The sequence below is a fragment of the Streptomyces specialis genome (genome assembly GCF_001493375.1).
In the GTDB taxonomy this organism is placed as follows: domain Bacteria; phylum Actinomycetota; class Actinomycetes; order Streptomycetales; family Streptomycetaceae; genus Streptomyces; species Streptomyces specialis.
Window position 1 is genome coordinate 1 of record NZ_LN929787.1, and the last position, 6,047, is coordinate 6,047.

The window sequence follows — 6,047 nt, forward strand, 5'->3', positions numbered from 1 at the left end:
CACGTGTAAGTGTTTGAGTGTGGATTGTAGGGCGTCCCAGTACTCTGCCGGTTATGTGTGTCTTTGTTTCAGCGTGCCGGTGGCCCGAGCGACCCCCCCTACCCTGTTCGTCGGCAGCGTCGGATGTGTATAGGAGACAGGCCTCAGGGGGCGGGGTGGGGGTGCGCCGGGTTCGCCGCCCGTTCGCGGGTGCGACGAGCCGGGAGGCGTTGTCCGTCATGCGGTGATCATCCTGGTTGCTCCCTCACTCCAGCCGTCCTCGGCCCCCCTGCGCCGCTCGGGATTGTCTGCCGTCGGCCCGGAAAGTTGTGCGACGTTCGCTCCGGCGTCGAGGGGGGTGCGGGCGTGTCCGGCTCCTGTGGGAGGGGGCTTGGCGGAATCGTTTTCGCTGGTCAGCGCGGTGTGTGAAGGGTGGGGCGGCGTTTCGGGTCCGGAGTCCCCTATCGGTCCGATGTTTCGTCCATGTTTCGTACATGTAAGTAGGAGGGGTGCATCCTTTTATGTTGATCAAATCGTCGGACGATTGAGGGGCGGTCGTCGTACGACGCTCACCGCCCACGCGCCCTGCTGGTGAGGGCACTTCCGACGAAAGGAACCTTGCGATGGCAACGCTGCCAGCGTTAGGCAGGACATGGATCGGCCGGAGCGCGGCTACCGCCGCGGTGCTGGCTCTCGGATTCGGCGTGGCCCTGCCGGCCGCGGCCCACGCCGACGAACCCCGGGGTGTGATCGCGGGCACCGACGCCCCGGACGCCATACCCGGCAGCTACATCGTCATCCTCGAGGACAGCGCCTTCGCGGCCTCCTCGGCGCAGGGCGAAGCCCTCGCCGACCGGTACGACGCGGAGGTGGGCTACCTCTACGAGCACGCGCTCAACGGCTTCTCCGCCGAGATGAGCGAGAGCGACGCCCGGGCGCTGGCCGCCGATCCGGCCGTGCGCCAGGTCGTGCAGGACGGCACGGTCCGGATGGACGCCACGCAGCCCAACCCGCCCGGCTGGGGCACGGACCGCATCGACCAGCCGTACCTCCCGCTGGACGAGAGCTACACCTCCCCGGACAACGGCGGTGACGGGGTGACCGCCTACATCCTCGACACGGGCGTCCGGTACAGCCACCAGGACTTCGGCGGCCGGGCCACGTTCGGCTTCGACGCCTACGGCGGAAACGGCAGCGACCTGGCCGGGCACGGCACCCACGTCGCCGCCACGGTGGCCGGCGCCACCTACGGCGTCGCCAAGGCCGCCGACATCGTCTCCGTGCGGGTGCTCAACGAGGACGGCTACGGCACCCTCGCCACGATCATCGCCGGTGTGGACTGGGTCACGGGCGACGCGGACGGGCCGTCCGTGGCCAACATGAGCCTCGGCTACACCGGCGGCAACGCCGCCGTGGACCAGGCGGTGCGCAACTCCATCGCGTCGGGCGTCACCTACGTGGTGTCCGCCGGCAACGACCGCACCGACGCGAGCGGCCAGTCGCCCGCCCGCGTCCAGGAGGCCGTCACGGTGGGGGCGAGCGACCGGATCGACACCGTGTGGTCCTTCTCCAACGTCGGACCCGTGGTGGACATCTTCGCCCCGGGCGACGACATCACCGCCGCCTGGCACACCGGCGACACCGCCCAGAACACGATCTCCGGCACGTCCATGGCGGCCCCGCACGTCACCGGCGCCGCCGCGATCCATCTGGCCACCCACCCGACGGCCACCCCGGCGCAGGTGGAGGACGCGCTCGTGGACTCGGCGGCACTGAACCGGCTCCAGAGCGTGCCGTCGGACACCGCGAACGTCCTGCTGCACACCGGTGGCCAGGGCGGCCTCCCGGCGCAGCCGACCGGGCCCGTGTTCACCCAGGACACGGACGTGCCCGTGTCCGACAACGTCGTCTCCACGTCGTACCAGTGGGTGTCCGGCATGAGCTACCTCGACGGGATCTTCCAGGTCGAGGTGCACATCCAGCACGGCGCGGTCGGTGATCTCGTCGTCGATCTGGTCGCCCCGGACGGCACCACGATGCGGCTGCGGGAGTACTCCGGCGGGCTGGACGACAACCTGAACCACGTCTACACGTTCGACGGCACCGGCATCCAGGCGGACAGCGCGTGGACCCTGCGGGTGCAGGACCACGGCATCGGCAACCAGGGCTTCATCGACTCCTGGTCGCTGCGCTTCTGACCCACCGGTCCACCGCCGCCCCCCGAAGCGGTGAGGCCGGGCACCCCCGGCCTCACCACAGGGGGGCGTGCCGGGCGGGTGCCGCGCGGTGCGTGTGTGGGGGCGCGGTCGGCTTCGGTGGGGGTGTCAGCCGACCGTGCCGCCGCCGGCTTCGATCAGGTGGAGCAACTCGTCGGCGGCGCGCTCCACTTCCTCCGGGCGGCCGGGGCGCACCAGATGTCCCGCCTTCTCGCCCCAGCGGGGGGAGACGTTGTACCGGGTGCCGTTGACCTTCACGGCGAGCGTCTTGCCCCCGGTGAAGCGGACCTTGTTGGCCTCGACACGGCTCATCGGGGCGCTCTCGATCACGCGGCCCCGGGAGCCGAGGAGTTCCAGGCAGCCGTTCTCCACGATCACGTAACCGTGCTGGGCCAGCGGCCGGATGCCCTTGCCGATCTGCACCTCGTCGACGATGTAGTCGGGATACTCGGGTTCTCCGTTGGCGGTCATGCCGTCCTCCGATTCTTCCGAGGTTCTTCCGGAATGCGGAATATGACGGTTACCCGCCGCCGTGTTCCGGAAACCGGCAACTCCCGCGCGCGGGCGCCGAGTCGCCGCCTAGCGGCGGGCCGCCGGGTGCTCGGGCGGCGGCGCGAACGCCTCCGGGACCCCAACCTCCGCCGCTTCCGCCCCGCGTGGCGCGGACCGGTGGGCGGCGAGCGCCTCGGCGCGGCACAGCTTCGTCAGCTCGGCGTTGAACTGGGCGCCCGTCAGCAGCGTCAGGTTCGACACCCACAGCCACACCAGGAAGACGACGATCCCCGCCAGCGACCCGTACAGCCGGTTGTAGGTGCTCACGTGCGAGGCGTACAGCGCGAAGCCCACCGACGCCGCCAGCCACAGCAGCACGGCCAGCGCCCCGCCCGGCACGCCCCGGTGCGGGGGGCGGGCGCCGGACGGGCCGGTCCGGAACAGCACCAGGACCAGCCCGGTCACCAGCGCCAGCAGCAGCGGCCACTTCATCAGGTTCCACGCCATGGTGCCCGCCTCGCCCATGCCCAGCACGCGCCCTATGACCCGCACCGCGCCCGCCGTCAGGACCAGCACCGTCGCGCTCGCGACCAGCAGCGCCAGCAGGCCCAGCGCGGTCAGCACCGTGCGCGGCACCGCCCGCCACGGCGGCCTGCGGTCCACGACGCCGCTCATGCCGTGCAGCACGCGCCGGAAGACGCTCAGGTAGTTGTACGCGGACACCAGCGCGCTGATCGTGCCGATGACGGCGAGCAGCCAGGCCGCCGAGTGCTGGTCGGCCAGGTGGACCAGCGCGGTGCGCACCTCGTACCGCGAGTCGGCCGGCACCAGCGCGCTGAGCTGGCCGATCAGCTCCGGGGCCGCCGAGGGATGCGCCAGGCTCGCCAGCGACAGCGCGACCAGCACGGTCGGGAAGACGGCGAGCACCGAGTAGTACGTCAGGGCGGCGGCCCAGTGGTCGATGTCGTCCCGCCACAGCGACACCGGGGTCCGGCGCAGGGCCGTTCCCCAGTGTCGGTACGGCAGTCGGTCACGCATGCCCGTTGTCACCCGATCCTGGCCGCCACGAGGAGATGCCCCGCCCAGACCGCGAGCACCGCGACTATCACGCCCACCGCCGGGGAAGTCCGCTGCGTCCAGTGCCGCTTGCCGTGTTCGCGCATGATCTCCTCCTTCTCCAACGTTCCGCCTCTTGCCTCTTGTCCCACTCGTGCCGCCGGTGCCCGGTCACTGCACCCGCGGTTCGCCGTCCGCCAGGTCCTCGTCCGGCAGCCGGACATCGACGATCGAGACGTTGACCTCGACGACCTCCAGGCCGGTCATCCGCTCCACGGCCGCGATCACGTTCTCCCGGACGTCCCTGGCCACGTCCGTGATCGGCACGCCGTACTCCACCATCACGTCGAGGTCGATCGCCGTCTGCCGCTGACCCACCTCGACCTTCACGCCCCGGCTCACGCTCGGACGGCCGCCCGGAACCCGGTCACGGACCGCGCCGAGCGTACGGGACAACGTGCCTCCTAGGGCGAACACTCCGGGAACCTCACGCGCCGCGAGTCCGGCGATCTTCTCCACGACGCCGCCCGCGATGGACGTCCGGCCGCGCGTCGCGGCGGGCTCCTGCGCCCCGGCGGAGCCTTCGCTGACGGTCGTATCGCCGCTGGGCACACCGGACTTCGCTACGGAACGCGGAGCGGGGGCCGCCGCATCGGTGGCCTCCTCGGTCGTGTGGGACGCTGTCGGCGTAGCCATGGCATATTCCTCTCGGTCATGTCCGGGCCACGGCCCGGCGTTTCGCCGCTGACACCCTGTTGGACACCGGACGGCGCGATTCGTCACGCTCGTTTACCCAACTTTTTCCGAACGACGACGAAGGAGCCGGCGCGTGGCCGAGGAGGCGGCGCCAGAGGCGTCCGACACCCTGCTGGCGGTGCGCGCCGGGGAGGGCGACGAGGCCGCTTTCGAGGTGCTGGTCCGGCGTCACGGCGCCGGATTGCTGCGCCTGGCCTCCCACTTGCTGGGCGACCGGGCCGACGCGGAGGACGCCGTCCAGGAGGCGTTCGTCAGCGCCTGGCGGCGGCTGCCGGAGTTCCGGGGCGACGCGGCGTTCGAGAGCTGGATGTTCCGCATCGTGACCAACCGCTGCCTCAACCAGCTCCGTTCACGGCGCGGCACGGCGCCCCTCGAATCGGTCTCCGAGCCCGTGGCGCCCGGGCATCTGACGTCGCCCGCGCGTACGGTCGAGTCGACGGCCGCGGTCCGCGCGCTGCACGCGGCGCTCGCGCGGCTGTCCCCGGAGCAGCGCGCCTGTTGGGTGCTGCGGGAGTTCCACGGGCTGTCGTACCAGGACATCGCGCGCGCGGTCGGCATCAGCCAACAGGCCGCCCGCGGCCGGATCTTCCGGGCCAGGCGCTACCTGACGGAGGCGATGGAAGCATGGCGCTGAACGAACCGGCCGACGAGTCGCCGGACGAGGAACTGCTGCCCTGCGGACGGTCGTTGATGGAGGTCTGGGAGGTCTGGGACGAGGGCCGGGCGGGTGCCGATCCGCACCTGGGGGCCTGTCCGCACTGCGCGGCGGCGCTGGACGAACTGCGCCTGTTGGGCGACGTGGTGCGGCAGACCCGGACGGCCGAGCGGGACGAGCCGGAGACGTACGCGGTGACCGCGCGGGTGATGGACATCGTCCGTCTCGAACTGCGGCCGGGCCGCGCGCTGCCGCTGGGCGGTCCGGACGAGGACACATGGGTGGTGGAGGCGGCGGCGGCCGGGGTGTTCCGGTCCGCCGCCGAGTCGTTGCCCGGGGTGCGGGCCGGGAGCTGCCGCGTCGTGCCGCCGGCTCCGGGGGCCGGCGGTCCGCGCGGGCCGGTGCGGGTGCGGCTGGAGGTGGTCGCCGATCTGTCCTGGACGGTGCCCGAGCTGGCCGACGCGGTCCGGGTCCGGGTCGCGGCGGCGGCCCGGGACGACATCGGCCTGGAGGTGGGCGCCATCGACATCGTCGTGGTGGACATGACCGACGCGGCCGGTGAGCCGCGTCCGCGAAGGAGGCCGCGGTGAGCGGGGGCGTGCGGGGCGAGCCGGAGCTGCGGGTCAGGCGGGCCGCCGCCGCGGCGGCCCGCGGCGTGCCGGGTGTGGCGTATCTGCGTCCGGGGATCACGGACCTGCTGCGCGGCGCGGCGGCCCCCGGTGCCGCCCGGAGCGTGGCGGGCGTGCGGGCCCGCGCCCACGGCGACGGCTGGGACTGTCTCTTTTACCCATCTCCGAGCCCACGAGACAGGCAGAAATCCCGTATGCCGTCTTCTGCTTGAAAAAAAAACACCCAGCACCTCGCTCACCTCCTCTATCCTCCGCTACGCCTCG

General features: G+C 71.9%; 6 protein-coding genes. 3 read left to right on the forward strand and 3 right to left on the reverse strand.

Annotated elements, in window-relative coordinates; genetic code table 11:
* Window positions 1-602: 602 nt before the first annotated feature.
* Window positions 603-2,177 (forward strand): S8 family peptidase, encoded by a 1,575-nt coding sequence (locus tag BN2279_RS07040; RefSeq protein ID WP_059007575.1) that lies wholly within the window; start codon window positions 603-605, stop codon window positions 2,175-2,177.
* A gap of 126 nt (window positions 2,178-2,303) precedes the next feature.
* On the opposite strand, the gene BN2279_RS07045 is transcribed toward BN2279_RS07040, so the two are convergent.
* The 3 genes from BN2279_RS07045 to BN2279_RS07055 all read right to left on the reverse strand — a co-directional run bounded on the left by BN2279_RS07045 (window position 2,304) and on the right by BN2279_RS07055 (window position 4,439).
* Window positions 2,304-2,666, reverse strand: a complete 363-nt coding sequence (locus BN2279_RS07045) for a hypothetical protein (RefSeq protein ID WP_059007577.1) — start codon at window positions 2,664-2,666, stop codon at window positions 2,304-2,306.
* Between the two features lie 108 nt (window positions 2,667-2,774).
* Entirely contained in the window at window positions 2,775-3,725 is a 951-nt protein-coding gene (locus BN2279_RS07050) for a YihY/virulence factor BrkB family protein (protein WP_079031941.1), read from the reverse strand.
* A gap of 189 nt (window positions 3,726-3,914) precedes the next feature.
* The gene (locus BN2279_RS07055) at window positions 3,915-4,439 is read right to left on the reverse strand and encodes an Asp23/Gls24 family envelope stress response protein (protein ID WP_059007579.1); all 525 of its coding nucleotides are present in this window, start codon (window positions 4,437-4,439) and stop codon (window positions 3,915-3,917) included.
* A 133-nt stretch (window positions 4,440-4,572) separates the two neighbouring features.
* Here BN2279_RS07055 and BN2279_RS07060 point away from each other — a divergent pair, with 133 nt between their 5' ends.
* Window positions 4,573-5,133 (forward strand): RNA polymerase sigma factor, encoded by a 561-nt coding sequence (locus tag BN2279_RS07060; RefSeq protein WP_059007581.1) that lies wholly within the window; start codon window positions 4,573-4,575, stop codon window positions 5,131-5,133.
* On the forward strand, window positions 5,124-5,744 hold the full coding sequence (locus BN2279_RS07065) for a hypothetical protein (RefSeq protein ID WP_059007583.1): 621 nt from the start codon (window positions 5,124-5,126) through the stop codon (window positions 5,742-5,744). The genes BN2279_RS07060 and BN2279_RS07065 overlap by 10 nt, the downstream gene beginning before the upstream one ends.
* The last annotated feature ends 303 nt before the right edge of the window (window positions 5,745-6,047 follow it).

Coding starts and splice junctions, on each gene's coding strand:
- BN2279_RS07040 (WP_059007575.1), top strand. CDS start 603: ATGGCAACGCTGCCAGCGTTAGGCAGGACATGGATCGGCCGGAGCGCG.
- BN2279_RS07055 (WP_059007579.1), bottom strand. CDS start 4,439: ATGGCTACGCCGACAGCGTCCCACACGACCGAGGAGGCCACCGATGCG.
- BN2279_RS07050 (WP_079031941.1), bottom strand. CDS start 3,725: ATGCGTGACCGACTGCCGTACCGACACTGGGGAACGGCCCTGCGCCGG.
- BN2279_RS07065 (WP_059007583.1), top strand. CDS start 5,124: ATGGCGCTGAACGAACCGGCCGACGAGTCGCCGGACGAGGAACTGCTG.
- BN2279_RS07045 (WP_059007577.1), bottom strand. CDS start 2,666: ATGACCGCCAACGGAGAACCCGAGTATCCCGACTACATCGTCGACGAG.